Source organism: Streptomyces uncialis (assembly GCF_036250755.1).
Lineage (GTDB): Bacteria > Actinomycetota > Actinomycetes > Streptomycetales > Streptomycetaceae > Streptomyces > Streptomyces uncialis.
Window position 1 is genome coordinate 7398767 of the sequence record NZ_CP109583.1, and the last position, 17265, is coordinate 7416031.

Genomic DNA, 17265 nt, shown 5'->3' on the forward strand with positions numbered 1-17265 from the left:
CCGGGGCGCTCCATGCAGTCGGCAGTCGTCCACGTATGCGTGAAGGGATCCGGACATATGGACAAGCAGGCGGTCACCCTCATCGGACTCGGCCCCATGGGGCAGGCGATGGGCGCGGCGTTCCTGGACCGGGGGCACGCCCTCACGGTCTGGAACCGCAGCCCCGGCAAGGCGGACGGCCTGGTGGCGCGGAGCGCGGTCCTCGCGGACAGCGTCGAAGCGGCGCTGCGGGCCAACGACCTGGTCGTGCTGAGCCTGACCGACTACGAGGCGACGTACGGGGTCCTCGGTCCCGCGCAGGACGCGCTCGCGGGCCGGGTCGTCGTCAATCTCAGCTCGGACACCCCCGACCGGGCCCGCGAGGCGGCGGCCTGGATCGCGGAGCGCGGCGCCACGCATCTGACGGGCGGGGTCCGCGTACCGCCGTCCGGGATAGGGCAGCCGGGGACGTCGACCTTCTACAGCGGCCCCCGGGAGGTGTTCGAACGGCACAAGGAGACCCTGGAGACGCTGACCGGCGCGGACTACCTCGGTGAGGACCCGGGCCGGGCGGCCCTCTTCTACCAGCTCCAGATGACTGTCTTCTGGACCACGATGCTGAGCTGGCTCCAGGCGGTGGCCCTGGCCGGGGCCCATGGCGTCACGGCCGAGGAACTGGCCCCGTACGTCAAGGACACCGTGGACATCGGCCAGTTCCTGGACTTCTACTCCGCGCGCGTCGACCGGGGCGAGCACCCCGGTGACGTCGACCGGCTCACCATGGGCGTCGCCAGCATCGAGCACGTGGTGCACACGGCCCGCGACTCGGGCGTGGACAGCACGCTGCCGTCGGCGGTCCACGACATCTTCCGGCGCGGAGTGGCGGCGGGCCGCGGTGCCGACAGCTTCACGAGCCTGCTGGAGGTGCTGAGGAAGCCTGCCGCGTGACGGCGACGCGCTCCGCGAAGGCGGGCGGGGCGGACCACCGCGGTCCGGGGCGGTGGCGGCGGTGGTGGCGGCGGGAGGTCAACGGCCGGGGCCCGGCCGGGTGCCAGGGGTGCCCGCCGGGCCGGGACCCGGCACCTCGCCCCGCGCCCGGGGCGGCCCGCCCCGGGGCTCCTCCGGTTCGGGGTTCCTCCCGGTCCGGTCGCGGGAGCGGTCCATCTCCCGCCACTCCGGCCGCAGTCCGGTCAGCGTGGTCGTCAGGAAGTACGCCGCCCCGCCCGCGAGCAGCACCGGAGCCAGTCCGAACGCGGTGACGGCCGCCCCCGCGATCAGCCCGCCGAGCGGGATACCGGCCCAGGCCAGCGAGGCGACGAGCGCGCTCACCCGGCCCAGCAGCGGCCGGGGCACCCGCTCGTAGCGGATGGCGCCGAGGATCGGGTTGAGGAATCCGCTGCCGAAGCCGTCGACCAGGAAGACGGCCAGCACCACCCACATCGGGGCACCGGACGCGAGGACCACGAAGCGGGGCGCCCCGGCGCACAGGAAACCCACGAAGAAGACCGGCCTGCGCGGCATCCGGTGCGCGACGGCCGAGGCGATCAGTCCCGCGCAGATCGCCGCCACGCCGCCGGTCGCGGCCAGCAGTCCGATGGTCGCCGGACCGTTGCCCGACTCCTTGGCCCAGACCGGCAGCAGCACGGTGACGAAGCCGCTGGCCAGCAGATTGGTGACGGCGATCATGCCGGACAGGCTGAGCAGCAGCCGGTCACCACGCAGAAAGGCGAACCCTTCCCCGAACCGCCGCCAGTACCCGGCCTCGACCCCCTTCCCCGCGCCGGACCCCGTACCCTTCCCCGCGCCGGACCCCGTACCCGACCCCGTACCCGACCCCGCGCCGGACCCTGCACCCGACCCCGTACCGGATTCCGCGCCGCGATGCTCGCCCAGGAGGGCCGTTCCCCGGCCCATTCCGCGCGGCAGCGTCACCGCGATGATCAGGGAACCGGCCGCGAAGCACACGGCGTTCACGGCGAGCCCGGCCATCGGCCCGGTCACGGCGATCAGCGCGCCGCCCGCCGCCGGGCCCAGGGTGGAGGCGAGCCGTTCGGTCACCCCGGCCAGCCCGGAGGCACGTTCCAGCGGGACCGCGCCGCGCTCGGCCGCCTCGGGGATCAGCACCTCCTTGGCCAGGTCCCCGGGCCCCCGCGCCGCTCCGATCACCGCGACCAGCGCCAGCAGCAGCCACAGGGGCAGGGCGTCCAGATGGTGCAGCACCGGGACCGCCACCGCGGCCGCCGCGCTGACCAGGTCGGTCGTCCAGGACACGGTGCGCGGCCCGGCCCGGTCGACCAGTGGCCCGGTGAACGCCTTGACCAGCACGTACGGCGTCATCTCGGCGAAGGCCACCAGCCCCGCCCGGGTCGCGCTGCCCGTCGTGCTGAGGACGAACCAGGGCAGCGCGATCGCGGATATCCGGGTGCCGACGACCGAGACCGCCATGGCGGCCAGGACGCCCCCGAGGGCACCGGAGGGCCACCGCCCCGGGGCGGCGGTCACGAGGACCCCGCTCCGGGGGACTCCGGTTCCGGCGGCGGACGGGTCACCAGCGAGATCCTCTCGGCATCCGACAGGGCGCCCACGGCGCCGGCCGGGGCGTCCCGCAAGCTACCGGTCCACGGCGGCGCGTGGTTCGCCCTGGTGAAAGACTGCTTCGACAAGGACATCTTCGCGAAGAGGTTCCGTCGGTGCCGTCGTGACTCTTCGCGAAGAACTCTTCGCGGAGATGGGTGCGCGCTACAGATACAGTCCCGCGTCCGCGCCGTCCCGGGCTCCCGGTACCGCCGCCGGGGAACTGCCCCGCCGCAGCGCGAACAGCTCCGCCAGCGTCGCCCCCTCGCGTCCCACGCCCTCCTCCGTACCGAGCCAGTCGACGGCCTCCGGGCGGGTCAGCGGACCGACCTCGATCCGGGCCAGGCAGCGTCCGGGCCGTACGACGGCCGGGTGCAGCCGCTCCAGGTCCTCGTTGGTGGTGACCCCGACGAGGACGTTGCGGCCCTGGCCGAGCAGACCGTCCGTCAGGTTCAGCAGCCGGGACAGGGCCTGCCCCGCCGTGTGCTTCGCGCCGCCCCGGATCAGCTCGTCGCAGTCCTCCAGGAGTAGCAGCCGCCAGCGGCCGTTCCCGGAGCCCTCGTCCTCACCGATCGCGATGTCCATCAGATAGCCGACATCGGAGAACAGCCGCTCCGGATCGAGCACGCAGTCCACCTGGCACCAGTCCCGCCACGAACGGGCCAGGGTGCGCAGCGCGGAGGTCTTGCCGGTGCCCGGCGGGCCGTGGAGCAGCAGCAGCCGCCCCGCGATGTCGTCCGCGGTCAGCTTCATCAGCCCGTCCATCGCCTCCGCGACGGGCGCGGTGTAGTTGGCGCGCGCCCCGGCCCAGGTGTCGGCGGAGATCTGCCGGGTGGTGCGGTGCGGACCGCGCCGCGGCGACACGTACCAGAAGCCCATCGTGACCGTCTCCGGCTGCGGCTCCGGCTCGTCGGACGCGCCTTCCGTCGCCTGCTCCAGCACCCGTTCCGCCAGCTCGGCGCTGGTCGCGGTGACCGTGACGTCCGCGCCCTGCCGCCAGCGGGACACCAGCAGGGTCCAGCCGTCGCCCACCGCGAGGGTGTTGCCGCGGTTGTCGTCGCGGGTGGCCCGCACCACGGTCGCGCCGGGCGGCAGCAGGGTGGCCCCGGCCCGGACCCGCTCGATGGCCGTCCGGTGCGAGAACGGCTGCTCACCGTTCGCGAACCGCCCCAGGAACAGCGCGTCCACCACGTCGGACGTGCTGTCCTCGTCGTTCAGGGCGACCTGCATCGGCAGGACGGCGGCGAACGCGTCCCCCGGTACGGCGGCGGTGCCGGTGCCGGTTACGGTGCCGGTGAGGCCCTCCGGAGGGCCGTTGTCGGCGGTGCCCGCGGTATCGAGGTCGGGGGTGTTCAGGGGGGCATCGGTGGGGCGGTCGTCGTCCTGAGGCTCGTACGTCAGAGTGTGCTCCGTTCGGGTGGGCATGCCGGACATGATGCGGCACCCGACTGCCCCGCGCATCCAGGTTTCCGGCCCGGCCCACCCGTACAGCCCCGCCCGCCCGACGGCCCGGAGTCACGCACGGCCGTCCCGTCGGCACCACCCGGCGCGGGCGTCGGGACGCCCGCTACCGCCAGGGAGTTCCCCGGTGGTCGTGGGCCTCCGGGGAACCCCCCGGTGTCCGGGTGGGGTCGGCTCCCCGGACACGGAGCAGGGCCGCCCGTGGTGAAGTGGGGGGAGGCGGCCCTGCGACGATCGTGCGGGAGTGCTACGGAACCAGCCTGAGCAGCTTGTTCGGGGAACCGGAGCCGGGCGTGGTCACCACGCTGTTGGTGGCGCCGTTCACCAGTGCGGTGGAGACCTGGGCGGGTGTCGCCGTGGGCCTGCTGGACAGATATACGGCGGCGGCCCCGGCGACATGCGGCGCGGCCATCGACGTACCGGAGATGGTGTTCGTGGCGGAGTCACCGGTGTGCCAGCCGGCCGTGATCGAGACACCCGGCGCGAACAGGTCCAGCACACTGCCGAAGTTGGACCAGCTCGCCTTGGCGTCGGTGTTGCTCGTCGCCCCGACCGTGATGGCCTGGGTGACCCGCGCGGGTGAGGTCGAGGACGCGTTGACGCCGCTGTTGCCCGCCGCGACCGCGTAGGTCACCCCGCTGGCGATGGAGTTGCGGACGGCGTTGTCCAGGGTGGTGCTCGCGCCACCGCCGAGCGACATGTTCGCCACCGAGGGGCCGCTGTGGTTGCGGGTCACCCAGTCGACGCCCGCGATGACCCCGGCGGTGGTGCCCGAGCCGTTGTTGTCGAGGACGCGGACCGCCACGATCCGCGCCTTCTTCGCGACGCCGTACGTCGATCCCGCGATGGTGGTGGCCACATGGGTGCCGTGGCCGTTGCCGTCCTGGGCCACCGTGTCGCCCTCGATCGCGTCGTAGCCGTTGCCGGCCCGCCCGGTGAGCTGCGAGTGGCTGATCCGTACGCCGGTGTCGATGACGAACGCGGTCACCCCGGTGCCCGCGCTGTCCGGGTAGGTGTAGGTGCCGTTGAGCGGGCGGGCGGCCTGGTCGATCCGGTCCAGGCCCCAGGGCGCGTTGGTCTGGGTGGCCTGCACCCGCACCCGCTGGTTCTGCTCCACCGACGCCACCTTGGGGTCGGCGGCGAGCCTGCGGGCCTCGGTGGCCGAGAGGGTGGCAGTGAAGCCGTTGAGGGCGCTGCGGAAGGTGGTGCGGACCGTACCGCCGTAGCCCGATATGAGCTTCTTGCCCTGCGGTGTGGAGGCCCGCAGTCCGGCGTCCTTCTTGAGGGTGACGATGTAGCTGTCCTTGACTGCCGTCGGCGAACCGGCCGCGAGGACGGTGCCCTCGGCGGGGGCGGCGTGCGCCGGGAGCGCGGTCAGCGAGCCCATGAGACCGGTGGCTGCCGCGACGGCGACGGCCACCGCGATCCGGGCGGTACGCGTGGTGCGGGGGGTGCCGTGCGTGGTGGTGCTTCGCTGCTGTGCCATGACGAGGGAGCCCTCCTCCGGGCGGGCGCGTCGTGGGACGCGCGGTGTGGGGGGTGTGCGCGGGAGCGCGCACGGCGGCCCGGACGGACGCGTTCCGTTCGGGCCGTTCAGCAGCGTGCGTCATCCGCCCTGGCAGAGCAAGGGTGTTGACGACTTGTCATGGCGTCGTCATCTGAACGTAATTGAATGCATGGCGAATAAGGTGGGTTTGTTTCGGGGAGAATTGACATGGACACTTCCGGTTGAAAAGGCGTCCTGGTACGAAAGTTGAGCCAGAGATCCTGCTAAAGGGTGGTTCCATGAGACGTTCCCGACTTACGTCGTACCTGTCCGCGCTCCTCCTCGCCGTCGGCCTCACCGTCACCGGTGCCGCCACGGCGCAGGCATCCCCCCAAGCCGCCCCCACCGGCTACGTAGCGCTCGGCGACTCCTACTCCTCCGGTGTCGGAGCGGGTGCCTACGACAGCTCAAGCGGCTCCTGCAAGCGCACCCCGCGCGCCTACCCGGCGCTCTGGGCCGCGGCCAACTCACCCTCGTCCTTCCACTTCACCGCGTGTTCGGGCGCTCGTACGGGTGATGTTCTGGCGAACCAGCTCGGACCCCTGGGTTCCGGTACGGGTCTCGTCAGCGTCACCGTCGGCGGCAACGACGCGGGCTTCGCGGATGTCATGACGGCCTGCGTCACCGGCTCCGAGAGCTCCTGCCTGTCCCGGGTCGCCTCCGCGCGCTCCTACGTCGACTCGACGCTGCCGGGTCTCCTCGACCGGGTCTACACGGCGATCGGCGACCGGGCACCCGCCGCCCAGGTCGTCGTCCTCGGCTACCCCCGCTTCTACAAGCTGAGCGGCACCTGTGTCGCCGGGCTCTCCGAGCGGGAACGCTCCGCGATCAACGCCGCGTCCGACCATCTCAACGGCACGCTCGCCAAACGCGCCGCCGACCACGGCTTCGCCTTCGCCGGGGTCGCCGACCGGTTCGCGGGACACGAGATCTGCTCCGGTGACGCGTGGCTGCACAGCGTCAACTGGCTCAGCATCGGCGAGTCCTACCACCCCAAGGCGAACGGCCAGTCCAGGGGCTATCTGCCCGCCCTGACGGCCGCCGCCTGACAATGAGGATGTTCGTGAGCGTTCCCCGGCGGGGTCTGACCCACCGCCTGACTGACTCAGGGTCCTCAACGGGATCTGTCGGCCCCGTTCGGGGGGCGCTCGTGTGCATCCGTCGGGCCGGGGGACGTGACTTCATAAGAGCCTGGCCAGAGGCCCCATCACTGTCTTGTCCGCCCTCCCGGCCGACGGGTGCCATCCCACCCGGTCGAATGGACAGGACGGCACAACCCACGATGGCACAGCACCAGGTCGAGGTCACCGGCGGCGTCGACACCCACAAGGACACCCACACCGCGGCGGCGATCGATTCGGCGGGCCGGGTCCTGGGCTCGGCCCAGTTCCCCGCTTCCGCGCTCGGCTACCGCAAGCTTCTGACCTGGCTCTCTTCCTTCGGCACCCTGCTGATGGTCGGGGTCGAGGGCACCGGCGCCTACGGCGCCGGCCTTGCCCGCTACCTGCGTGAACACGACGTGAGGGTGGTCGAGATCGACCGCCCGGACCGCAAGACACGCCGCTGGCAGGGCAAGTCCGACCCGGTCGACGCCGAGGCGGCGGCGCGGGCCGCGCTCGCCGAACGCCGCACCGGCACCCCGAAGTTCCGGGACGGCCGGGTCGAGGCCCTGCGGGCGCTGCGGGTCGCCCGCCGCAGCGCGGTCCAGCAGCGGGCCGACGTCACCCGGCAGATCAAGAACCTGATCGTCACCGCGCCGGAAGGCGTCCGCACGATGCTGCGGTACCTGAAGGACAAGGACCTCCTGGCCGTCTGCACGGGCTTCCGCCCGGGCCTGGACCAGGCGGGCGATCCGGTCACCGCGACGAAGATCGCCCTGCGGTCCCTCGCCCGCCGCCACCGAGGCCTGGGCCAGGAGATCGACGAACTGGACGAGCTGATAGCCCCGCTCACCCAGAAGATCAACCCTGCCCTGACCGAACTGAACGGCGTCGGCCCGGACGTCGCGGGCCAGCTGCTGGTCACGGCCGGGGACAACCCCGACCGGCTCCGCTCGGAAGCGGCGTTCGCCATGCTCTGCGGCGTCGCCCCGCTGCCCGCGTCATCCGGCCGAACCCACCGCCACCGCCTCAACCGGGGCGGCGACCGGGCCGCGAACGCGGCCCTCTACCGGATCGTTCTCTGCCGCCTGCGCTGGGACCAGCGCACCCGCACCTACATGGAACGTCGCACCAGGCAGGGCCTGTCGAAGAAAGAGATCATTCGCTGCCTCAAGCGGTTCGTCGCCCGCGAGATCTACCACGCCCTGACCACCACGAACGCCACAGCAGCGGCCCCAAGCCACCTCACAACCGCTGCTTGACATCCATAAGAGCATCCTCCGCTCACCCCGACCGCGACGCGGGGGAGGTTCCGTCCGTCGACGGGACCTCCCCCGCGCACGTCACCGTGAACGCCACCTCGTCCGACTCCTTGCGCACCGGCGCGCGCACCTCGACCCGCAGCGCGTCCCGGTACGTGGACCACAGGTCCCGGCGGACCGGCTCCAGGTGCTCCACCCGCCGGGTGAGGTCGCCGTCCGCCGTGAACGTCAGGGCCTTCCAGCCCGGGTCCGACAACTGCCCCGACCGGGCGTCCCGGGCTTGATGTCCCGGTGCGGCACCCCCGCCCCATCGGCTGTCCGCAGCGCGTTCAGCGCCTCGGCGCCGATCCGGGCGGCCCGCGGCGGCGGCAGCGGCCCCTCGGCGTCGAGGACGTCCGACAGGGCGAGCCCCTGGACCAGTTCCCTCACGATCCACGGCCGGCCGGCCGGCCGCCGTCCACGGCCACGTCATGGACGGTGACCACACCCCGGTGCGACACCCGGGCCGCCGCCCACGCCTCGCGCTCCAGGCGGGTGTGCAGCCGTGCCGCCTCGGCCGCCGGGAGCCCGGCCGGGGCCCGGACCTCCTTCACGGCGACCTCCCGGTGCAGCGCCTCGTCCCGGGCGTGCCGCACCGCGCCCATCCCGCCCTCGCCGAGCGCGGACAGCAGCCGGTAGCGCCCGCCGACGAGCCGCTCGGGCACCCCGCCGCCCGCCGGATCACCTCCGGGCGCCCCGCCGCCGCGCTCCTGACCGTCACCGCTCGGTCCCCGGGTCACCGGCGTCCCCCTTCGCAGCGTGCGATTCCTCACAAAAGCAGCCCAGCGGGGGCCGCTTGCGACCCCCTCGGAAGGGTGGGGTCGAGGCGCCCGTGACCTGCGCCGGACCCCGGACGGGTGTGCGGGGTCCGGCGTGGTGTCCGACCGGCGGGCACCGTTCGGGCGGGGCACGGTGCGGACGGGTGCGCTTTCCGGAGGTTTGACGGGGTCGGCCGTGGGGGAATGTCCAACTTGCCCGGTAATCAAGGCGATTGGGGACCGAGGTGTGCGGAGAGCGTCAACCGGGCACCCGAGAGGTGAATCCCGTGGGCGGGATACACGGGTGTCACGGTGGGGCGATAGGGTTAACCTGCCCGGGTCGGGTGCCCTCGTACGGGTGGGGAGAGAAATGGAACAGATAACGATGCGAAGCAGGGCTCGCGTACCCGCGATCACCTGCGGGAGCAGCGCGACCAGCTCGCGTCTCGACCGTCATCTGGCGGTGCTGGGCGGTCCCGCCGTCCCGCAGCGCGAGACGGCCGAGGCGACCTCGCTGATGCGTGAACTGACGACGCGTGACACCGCTCGTGAGCCCAGCGTGCGCAAGGCGCGGGTCCGGCGTGTGTCGCTCTTCGCCCCACTGAGGAGGCTGCGCCGGTCGCTGTTCGGCGACCGCTGAGCGGGCCGCCCCGGCGGCCCCTGCTCGACGGCCCACCCCCGTAAGGCGCCGCGCCGCCATCCCGAAACCGTCATCCCCACGGTGCGCGGCGCCCTTCGGCACCCCCGGCGAGCACGGGTCACACCTGTGCTCACCGTTTCGACATCACCGGCACGGAGCGCCGGTCCGTCACACCCCGCGCGGCGCGGTTCGGTCCCTCCCCGGCCGATCCGCCGCCCCCGGGCCTGTGTCGCGAACCCTCTCCCTCCTCCGTGCCGGACCGGCCCGCGCGCCGCGTCTCCCCACGCCGCCGTGCCCGCTTCCCCCGTACCCGGCGCCCGCACCCGCCGCGCCCACCGGAGGCCGGCCGTGTCTCACAGCAGCGCGAACTGCCCCTCCGGGCCCTCCTCGTGATGGTCGAGCACCGAGGCCGGACGGCGTGCCGCCTCCGGCGGCGGGAGCACCCCGGCCCCGCGCAGTTCCGCCGCCGTGAGCGGTGCGCCGCCCGGGTCCGGGACGCTCGCGCGCAGTTCCGCGAGCAGCGCCAGGACGGTGATCAGCTCCAGCAGCTCCGAGGTCCATGACCGCTGCCAGCCGGCCGCCCGGATCGCCGCCAGCGCCCCGGACCCCTCCGGGACGACTGTCCGCCCCGCGAACCACGACTCCAGGACCCGGGCCCCGCCGACCGTGAAGTCCCAGGCCCCGGCCGGGACGGGGGAGATCCGACCCTCGCCCGCACACAGCGTCTCCCCGTCACGGTCGTAGCGGAGTTCCCCGGGCCGGTCCGGGAGCGGCACCCGGATGTACGGGCGCCGGCCGCCCGGAAGCTTCGGACGCCCGCCCTCCGGGCGGCACATCACCCGCAGCAGCCGGTGGCCCGTGGCGGTGCCGCGCGCCCAGGCGCCGGCATCGGTGGTCAGTGGGACGACACAGCCCCCGGGAGCGGGCCGGGCATACGCCACGATCCACGCGAGGACGTCCACCGGGGCGGGGGAGCCGCGCAGCCGGTCGGCCAGCCGCCCCAGCAGGCCCGGGGCGAGATTCGGCTCGGTGCCCCCGGGCCGCCGGAACAGCGGACGGACCCGCGGCGCCGGGCCGGACGCCGGCGCGGAGACCGGCAGCAGGACGGACACCAGCAGGGCGGGCCCCGGGTCCCCGGACGGCACCCGCTGCTCGACGGCGAAGAGCTGGGCCGGGTCCGCGACCCGCCACAGCTCCGGCCGGGCCGCGTCGATCAGCCGGTGGTCCGGGAGCAGCCACTGTTCGTCGAACGGGCCGCACAGGACCCGCAGCGGCCCGGGGAGCGGACCCGGGTCGCGCGCCAGCCGGGCCGTGGACGTGCGCTGGCCCGGCAGCTGGGCGACCGCCGAGTGCGGGTCACGGGCCCGGGACACCTCGAACAGGGCCGCGCGCTCCGCTCCCCGCGCCCGCGTCAGGGCGTCCCAGCGGGCACCGAGGGTGTCCGGGTCCGGGGCGAGCGGCCAGCTCCGGCCGAGCCGGGGGGCGGCGACGGACCACGGCATCAGGTCCGCCAGCCGCGGAGCTTCGTCGTTCGTCACGCCCGGCATCGTAACGGGGCCCGCCCGGCGCGCCCCAGGTGTCCGCACGGGTGTGCGGGGCCCGCGCGGACCGGGACGGCCGGGTCAGTGGGCGTCCAGGGTGACCGTGAAGGAGAAGCGGTCGCCCCGGTAGTGGATGACGGCGAGGTCGAGCACCCGGCCGTCCTCGCCGTAGGTGATGCCCGTGTAGTGCAGGATCGGGCTCAGCAGCGGCACGTTCAGCAGCCGGGCCGTCTCGGGGTCGGCGAGCCGGGCCTCCACCGTGTCGGTGATCCGGCTGATCCGCGCCCCGACCACGTCCCGCAGGACCTTGGTCATCGGCCAGCGCCCGAGATCGGCGGGGTCCACCCGCGCGGCCAGCTCCGGACGCACGTAGTTCCGGGCGTGGTTGGTCGGCTCCCCGGTCTCCTCGTCGCCGCGCAGCCGGTGGTACATCACGACCTCGGCCAGATCCGGGAAGTGCTCCGCGTACGCGTGGGGCACCGGAGCGCTGCCGTGCTCCAGCAGCCGGATGCCCATGCCCGACTGCTGCGCCACGATCGCGTCGACCGAACCCAGCAGCCGCACCGGGGCCCCGCGCTGCGCCGCCGGTTCGATGAAGGTGCCGCGCCGCCGGTGCCTGCTGATTAGGCCCTCGTCCTCCAGCTCCTTGAGGGCCTGGCGCATGGTCAGCACGCTGACGCCGTAGTGGCCCGCGAGCTGCTCCTCGGTGGGCAGCCGCAGCGGGTCGTCCGCCGACCGTCCGAGTATCGACGCGCGCAGCGACTGCGACACCTGGTACCACAAGGGCAGTTTGCGATTCAGGACGATCGAGTCCGGGGCGAATGCGGTCACGACGCTCTCCGAATCGGTGCAGTGGCCCCGCCGGTCCGGGGGGCCGGTCGCCCGCTCTCTGCTAGGCGTTCCTGAAATGGCGCTCCAGACCTTGCCACACATCGTCGTATCCGCGCTGGAGATGGTCCCCTCCGACGGCCTGCGCGGTCGCGACCACGGGCCAGCGGGTCTCGAACATGAACGCCAGCCCGTCGTCGACCCGCTGCGGGACGAGGGTGGCGGCGCTCGCCCGCTCGAAGGTCTCCCGGTCGGGACCGTGGGCCGACATCATGTTGTGCAGGGAGCCGCCGCCCGCCACGAACCCGCCCTTCCCGCCGGTCTTCGCGTCGTACGCGCCCTCGATCAGACCCATGTACTCGCTCATCACATTGCGGTGGAAGTACGGCGGCCGGAAGGTGTCCTCGCCGACCAGCCAGCGGGGCGCGAACACCACGAAGTCCACCGCCGCGAGCCCGGGGCTGTCCGAGGGCGAGGTGAGCACCGTGAAGATCGACGGGTCCGGGTGGTCGTAGCTGATCGACCCGATGACGTTGAAGGTCCGCAGGTCGTACACGTACGGCGTGTGGGTGCCGTGCCAGGCGACGACGTCCAGCGGGGAGTGGTCGTACGTCGCGGTCCACAGATTGCCGCAGAATTTGTTGATCACCTCCACGGGTCCCTCGGTCGTCTCGTACGCGGCGACCGGGGCCCGGAAGTCCCGGGTGTTGGCGAGCCCGTTGGCGCCGATCGGGCCGCGTTCGGGGAGCTGGAAGGGGCGGCCGTAGTTCTCGCAGACATAGCCGCGGGCCGTCGCGTCCAGCAGTTCCACCCGGAAGCGGATGCCGCGCGGGATCAGGGCCACCTCCCCGGGGCGCACGGCGAGCAGGCCCATCTCCGTGCGCAGCAGCAGACCGCCGCGTTCGGGGACGAGGAGGAGTTCGCCGTCGGCGTCGCTGAACACCCGCCGGGTCATGGAGGTGTTGGCGTGGTAGAGGTGCACCGCCATACCGCTCCGCGTCGCCGCGTCACCGTTGCCGCCCAGTGTCCACAGCCCGGCCACGAAGTCCGTGCCGGGTGAGGGCTTCGGCAGCGGGTCCCAGCGCAGCCGGTTGGGGTCGGGGACCGTCTCGTTGAACGGCGCCGAACGCAGTGCGCCGTTCGCGGTGCGGGAGAACGCGGGGTGCGCCGCGGAGGGCCGGATCCGGTAGAGCCAGGAGCGGCGGTTGTCCGCCCGGGGCTCGGTGAAGGCGCTGCCGCTGAGCTGTTCCGCGTACAGCCCTAGCGGTGCCCGCTGCGGTGAGTTTCTCCCGAGCGGCAGGGCGCCCGGCACGGCCTCGGTGCTGTGCTCGTTACCGAAACCCGTCAGATAGATCAGGCTCTCCGCGGTCTTCCGGGCGGCTTCCCCGCTCATGGGCGCTCCCTCGTCAGCTATTCCTATGCATCACCGTAGGATTCGGTTCCCCCGCGCGCAAGAGCGATCCAGGGCGTGAGACCCGACCGGCCCCGCCGGACCGCTTCCCGCCCGGCCGGACACCCCCGCTCCCGCCCAGGTGAGGGCGTCGCCTAGGCTCCTGTGCCATGTCTCCGGCGTCCTCGGCACCGCGCCCCGTCCCACGACCGGGCGGGCGGCCCGCCCGTGCCGCCCGGGCCCTCCTCGTGTGCGCCGCGCTGCTCGTCACGGCCGCCTGCGGCGGCGGCTCCCCCGACCCCGACCCGGGCCCCGGCGGGACGTCCACGCCGTCCCCGGCCGTCGGCACCCTCCTCGACACCACCGACCCCTCGGGCAACCGGCTGCGGGAGGTCCCCGAGGAGGAGGCGCCCGGGGTCCGGATCGCCGTCCGGCCCGGCTCCGCCGACACCTGGGACGTCCGGCTGACCGTCACCGGCTTCCGCTTCAGCCCCCGGGACACCCGCACCGGGCCCGTACCCGGCCGGGGCTACGCCGTCCTCTTCCTCGCCGACCGCAGGCTCGCCGAACTGCGCGAGCCCGGCTACCGGCTGCCGGACGCGGCCCTGGAGCGCGGCACCCATGAACTGACCGTCCGGCTGCACGCCGACGACGGCACCGTGTGGGCGGTCGACGGCGAGGCCGTGGAGGACATCGCCCGGGTCACGACCGCGCCGCGCAAGGACCGCGCGGCCGGCGAGCGGGCCCGCTCGGCGGCGCCGACAACCGCAACACCTTCGTGACCTGGACTTTCGCGCATATTGCTCGCATGTCAACATCTTGTTAACGCCAAGCAACGCGCCCTAACGTCGCGCTGACCGAAGGCCCTGGTGTGAGAGCCACACGGTGTCAAGGGCGAACGTTAGGTATCCACTCAATGCTGACCATCCTGGGCTTTGCCATGATCGCGACCTTCCTGGTCCTGATCATGATGAAGAAGGTCTCGCCGATCGCGGCGCTGGTGCTCATCCCCGCACTCTTCTGCGTGCTGGTCGGGAAGGGGGCCCACCTCGGCGACTACGTCATCGAGGGCATCGGCGACCTCGCCCCGACCGCCGCGATGCTGATGTTCGCCATCGTCTACTTCGGGGTGATGATCGACGTCGGGCTCTTCGACCCGATCGTCCGGATGATCCTCCGGTTCGCCAAGGCGGACCCCCTGCGGATCGTCGTCGGTACCGCCCTGCTCGCCGCGATCGTCTCCCTCGACGGTGACGGCTCCACCACCTTCATGATCACCGTCTCGGCCATGTACCCGCTGTACAAGCGCCTCAACATGAGCCTCGTCGTGATGACCGGTGTCGCCGCCACCGCCAACGGCGTCATGAACACCGTGCCCTGGGGCGGCCCGACCGCCCGCGCCGCGACCGCCCTGAAGCTCGACGCGAGCGACATCTTCGTCCCGATGATCCCGGCCCTCGCGGTCGGACTGCTCGCCGTCTTCGCCCTCGCCTACGTCCTCGGCCGCCGCGAGCGCAAGCGCCTCGGCTATCTCTCCCTGGACGAGGCCGTCGAGGCCACGACCACCACCGACGAGAAGGTCCTGGTCGGCACGGGCGACGGCAAGAACACCACCGGCGCCGCCAAGCGCACCGGCGGTACGGGCACCGGCACCGGCGCCACGGGTACCGCGGGCGCGCCCACCAAGGGCGCCACCGGAGCGGACGAGGACGACGACGAGCACGAGGGCTTCCATGTCCTCGACCCCAACCGCAAGACCCTGCGCCCCAAGCTCTACTGGTTCAACGCGGGCCTCACGGCCGCCCTGCTCACCGCGATGATCATGCAGTGGATGCCCATCCCGGTCCTCTTCATCCTCGGCGCGGCCCTCGCCCTCACCGTCAACTTCCCCCACATGCCCGACCAGAAGGCCCGGATCGCCGCCCACGCCGAGAACGTCCTCAACGTCTCCGGCATGGTCTTCGCCGCCGCCGTCTTCACCGGGGTCCTCCAGGGCACCGGCATGGTCGACGAGATGGCCAAGACCGTGGTCTCCGCCATCCCCGACTGGATGGGCCCGCACATGGCCCTCGTCACCGGCGTCATGTCGATCCCGTTCACGTACTTCATGTCCAACGACGGCTTCTACTTCGGCATCGTCCCCGTCCTCGCCGAAGCGGGCGCGGCCCACGGCATCTCCCCGGTGGAGATCGCCCGCGCCTCCCTCGTCGGCCAGCCCCTCCACATGTCGAGCCCGCTCGTCCCGGCCGTGTACGTCCTGGTCGGCATGGCGAAGGTCGAGTTCGGCGACCACACCCGCTTCACCGTCAAATGGGCCGCGCTCACCTCGCTCGTCGTGCTCGGCGCCGGATTCCTCTTCGGCATCCTCTGAGCCGGCGGTGGACGGGCACCGGGCGCATCCGTCCGCTGCCGCCCGGTGCCCGTCCGCCGTCTTCCCCACCGCCCGGGTGACCGTGCCGCACCTACCCCGGAGGACCGGTGTCCCTGCCCCCTGACATACCGACGCCCGGCGGGAGCCGCGGCTGGCTGCTCCGCCTCGTCATCGCCTTCAGCTTCGCGCAGGCGGCGGTGTCGATGGCCCGGCCCGCCGTCTCCTACCGGGCGCTCTCGCTCGGCGCCGACGAACGCGCCATCGGCGTCATCGCGGGCGCCTACGCCCTGCTGCCGCTGTTCGCGGCCGTCCCCCTCGGCCGCCGCACCGACCACGGCCGCTGCGCCCCGCTGCTGCCCGCCGGCATCGTCCTCATCGCGGTCGGCTGCGCCCTCGGCGGTACGGCGGACTCCCTCGGCGCGCTGGCCGCGTGGAGCGGGGTCATGGGCCTCGGACACCTCAGCTTCGTGATCGGCGCCCAGTCGCTCGTGGCCCGCCGCTCGGCGCCCGACGACCAGGACCGCAACTTCGGGCACTTCACCATCGGCGCGTCCCTCGGCCAGCTGATCGGCCCGATCGCCGCCGGACTCGTGATCGTCGGGGACGCGGGACAGGACGGCGCCCTCGCGAGCAGCAGCGCGCTCGCCCTCGTCGTCGCGGCGGGGGTCGGCACGATCGGGCTCACCTCGCTGTGGCGCGTGGAGCCCCGGGGCCTTGCCGCTTCCCGGCCCGCGGCCGGTGCCCGGGTTCCCGTCCACCGCATCCTGCGGGCCCGGGGGGTGCCCGGCGGCATCTTCATCAGCCTGGCCGTGCTGTCCGCCACCGACATCGTGATCGCCTATCTCCCGGTGATCGGCGAGGAACGGGGCATCAGCCCCTTCACCGTCGGCCTGCTGCTCAGTCTGCGGGCCGCCGCGACGATCGCCTGCCGGGTGGTGATGGCGCCGATGATCCGGGTCGTCGGCCGGACCCCCCTGCTGGTGACGAGCTGTCTGGTCGCGGGGGTCCTGTGCGCGGGGGTCGCGGTGCCGGTCCCGGTGTGGGCCCTCGCGGTGATGCTGGCGCTGCTCGGCTTCTGCCTGGGCGTGGGCCAGCCCCTGTCGATGACCACCGTCGTCCGGGCGGCCCCCGAGGGCGCCCGCTCCACCGCCCTCGCGCTGCGCCTCACCGGCAACCGCCTGGGCCAGGTCGCGACGCCCGCGGCTGGCGGCCTGGTCGCGGGGTTCGCGGGCACGGGCGCCCCCTTCGTCCTCCTGGGCACCCTCCTCTGCGCAGCGGCCACCCTGGCCGTACGTCCCCCGGAGTAACCCCCACGGGTCGCCTTCGCTCGCGCCTTCGAGGTTTCCTGTGCTGGGCGTACTTGTCCCGGTGCGGGTCGTTCGTGGGTGCGCAGTTCCCCGCGGGTCGCCTTCGCTCGCGCCGCCGGGTTCCTTGTGCTGGGCGTACTTGTTCCTGCACAGGTCGTTCGTGGGTGCGCAGTTCCCCGCGCCCCTGAGGTCCCCCACCTGGACGTACTTGTTCCCGTGCAGGTCGGACGGGGGTGCGCGGTTCCCCGCGCCCCTGAGGTCGCGCCCCTTGCGGTTCCTGTTCGGGTGCGGGTCGCCTGTGGTTGCTCGCGCAGTTCCCCGCGCCCCTGAAGGGGCGCCCCCTGAGGCTGTCCCCCGGCTGCGGGCTCATCGCCTGCGGAACCCTCCTCCTCGCGCACTCGCCCGGCAGCCGAAGGGGGTGGGCGGGAATCTCTGCCCGCAGACTCCGACGCCCCCAGTGCGGCCACTG

The 17265-nt window shown here is 73.2% G+C and carries 14 protein-coding genes and 1 pseudogene; 7 read left to right on the forward strand and 8 right to left on the reverse strand.

Annotation, left to right across the window (positions count from 1 at the left end):
* The first annotated feature begins 57 nt into the window (after positions 1-57).
* Positions 58-927: an NAD(P)-dependent oxidoreductase gene (locus OG711_RS30950; protein ID WP_329561793.1), complete on the forward strand. Its 870-nt coding sequence runs from the start codon at positions 58-60 to the stop codon at positions 925-927.
* A gap of 78 nt (positions 928-1005) precedes the next feature.
* Here the strand turns inward: OG711_RS30950 and OG711_RS30955 are convergent, their stop codons facing one another.
* The 3 genes from OG711_RS30955 to OG711_RS30965 all read right to left on the reverse strand — a co-directional run bounded on the left by OG711_RS30955 (position 1006) and on the right by OG711_RS30965 (position 5500).
* Complete coding sequence (locus tag OG711_RS30955) at positions 1006-2424, reverse strand: MFS transporter (RefSeq protein WP_329564162.1); 1419 nt, start codon at positions 2422-2424, stop codon at positions 1006-1008.
* A 294-nt stretch (positions 2425-2718) separates the two neighbouring features.
* The gene (locus tag OG711_RS30960; RefSeq protein WP_266518006.1) at positions 2719-3783 is read right to left on the reverse strand and encodes a DUF5925 domain-containing protein; all 1065 of its coding nucleotides are present in this window, start codon (positions 3781-3783) and stop codon (positions 2719-2721) included.
* 478 nt (positions 3784-4261) lie between these two features.
* The gene (locus tag OG711_RS30965; protein WP_073792317.1) at positions 4262-5500 is read right to left on the reverse strand and encodes a S8 family peptidase; all 1239 of its coding nucleotides are present in this window, start codon (positions 5498-5500) and stop codon (positions 4262-4264) included.
* A gap of 299 nt (positions 5501-5799) precedes the next feature.
* On the opposite strand from OG711_RS30965, the gene OG711_RS30970 reads away from it, so the two are divergent.
* Together OG711_RS30970 and OG711_RS30975 are read left to right on the forward strand one after the other, a co-directional pair.
* Positions 5800-6609 (forward strand): SGNH/GDSL hydrolase family protein, encoded by an 810-nt coding sequence (locus tag OG711_RS30970; protein WP_073792316.1) that lies wholly within the window; start codon positions 5800-5802, stop codon positions 6607-6609.
* A 209-nt stretch (positions 6610-6818) separates the two neighbouring features.
* Complete coding sequence (locus OG711_RS30975; protein ID WP_405673086.1) at positions 6819-7922, forward strand: IS110 family RNA-guided transposase; 1104 nt, start codon at positions 6819-6821, stop codon at positions 7920-7922.
* A gap of 22 nt (positions 7923-7944) precedes the next feature.
* Here the strand turns inward: OG711_RS30975 and OG711_RS30980 are convergent, their stop codons facing one another.
* Entirely contained in the window at positions 7945-8178 is a 234-nt protein-coding gene (locus OG711_RS30980) for a hypothetical protein (RefSeq protein ID WP_329561796.1), read from the reverse strand.
* A 20-nt stretch (positions 8179-8198) separates the two neighbouring features.
* Positions 8199-8566: pseudogene (locus tag OG711_RS30985) on the reverse strand (protein kinase domain-containing protein); the annotation flags it as partial.
* Positions 8567-9089: 523 nt separating this feature from the next.
* On the opposite strand from OG711_RS30985, the gene OG711_RS30990 reads away from it, so the two are divergent.
* Positions 9090-9359 (forward strand): hypothetical protein, encoded by a 270-nt coding sequence (locus OG711_RS30990; protein WP_073792315.1) that lies wholly within the window; start codon positions 9090-9092, stop codon positions 9357-9359.
* A gap of 353 nt (positions 9360-9712) precedes the next feature.
* Here the strand turns inward: OG711_RS30990 and OG711_RS30995 are convergent, their stop codons facing one another.
* The 3 genes from OG711_RS30995 to hmgA form a co-directional block, all read right to left on the reverse strand.
* A complete protein-coding gene (locus OG711_RS30995) occupies positions 9713-10906 on the reverse strand; it encodes a type ISP restriction/modification enzyme (protein WP_329561798.1) in 1194 nt (397 codons plus the stop codon).
* A gap of 75 nt (positions 10907-10981) precedes the next feature.
* A complete protein-coding gene (locus OG711_RS31000; protein ID WP_073792313.1) occupies positions 10982-11731 on the reverse strand; it encodes a GntR family transcriptional regulator in 750 nt (249 codons plus the stop codon).
* A gap of 61 nt (positions 11732-11792) precedes the next feature.
* Positions 11793-13121 carry a homogentisate 1,2-dioxygenase gene (gene hmgA, locus OG711_RS31005; protein WP_329561800.1) on the reverse strand — a complete coding sequence of 443 codons (1329 nt, stop codon included), beginning with the start codon at positions 13119-13121 and terminating at the stop codon, positions 11793-11795.
* A 167-nt stretch (positions 13122-13288) separates the two neighbouring features.
* On the opposite strand from hmgA, the gene OG711_RS31010 reads away from it, so the two are divergent.
* The 3 genes from OG711_RS31010 to OG711_RS31020 all read left to right on the forward strand — a co-directional run bounded on the left by OG711_RS31010 (position 13289) and on the right by OG711_RS31020 (position 16796).
* Positions 13289-13900 (forward strand): hypothetical protein, encoded by a 612-nt coding sequence (locus OG711_RS31010; protein ID WP_329561802.1) that lies wholly within the window; start codon positions 13289-13291, stop codon positions 13898-13900.
* Between the two features lie 134 nt (positions 13901-14034).
* On the forward strand, positions 14035-15489 hold the full coding sequence (locus OG711_RS31015) for a CitMHS family transporter (RefSeq protein ID WP_329561804.1): 1455 nt from the start codon (positions 14035-14037) through the stop codon (positions 15487-15489).
* Between the two features lie 107 nt (positions 15490-15596).
* A complete protein-coding gene (locus tag OG711_RS31020; protein ID WP_329561806.1) occupies positions 15597-16796 on the forward strand; it encodes an MFS transporter in 1200 nt (399 codons plus the stop codon).
* Positions 16797-17265: the final 469 nt, after the last annotated feature.